Origin of the sequence: Psychrobacillus sp. MER TA 171 (assembly GCF_023713305.1) — a bacterium.
Taxonomy (GTDB): Bacteria; Bacillota; Bacilli; order Bacillales_A; family Planococcaceae; genus Psychrobacillus.
The window spans coordinates 1-438 of record NZ_JAMAWN010000075.1 but is presented as its reverse complement, the minus strand read 5'-3'; the positions used below and the strand labels follow the sequence as shown (position 1 = coordinate 438).

Genomic DNA, 438 nt, shown 5'->3' with positions numbered 1-438 from the left:
ATTAAATGCTTTACACCTTGATACATTTGATTAATAATGTCTTCTTTTCGTGCCAACATATTTTCAAAATTAACATTAGCATCTTTGACATCAACGCCAAACATTGCTGCCTGTTTTACTGTTTGAAATACTTCAGCAGATTTAAGCAGCGATTTAGTAGGAATACAACCTTTATGGAGACAAGTACCTCCTAATAGTTGTCGTTCTACTATTGCCACTTTTTTACCTAATTGAGACGCACGTATCGCAGCAACATATCCTGCAGTACCTCCACCGAGAACGACTAAATCATATTGTTTCTCTGACATGTTCTTACTCCTAACTAATGATATATATCCATTGAAAATTTATTAATACATAGTTTTCATGTCCATTAATTACCTATTTTACATGATTGTCTATTTAGTTTGAATGCACATAAATAAATCCATAAATGAG

At 32.4% G+C, this 438-nt stretch carries 1 protein-coding gene; it reads right to left on the bottom strand.

Features of this window, described 5'->3' with window-relative positions; genetic code table 11:
- The coding region (locus M3627_RS20515; protein WP_251557283.1) for an FAD-dependent oxidoreductase at positions 1-308 on the bottom strand (308 nt) is incomplete at its 3' end.
- Positions 309-438: the final 130 nt, after the last annotated feature.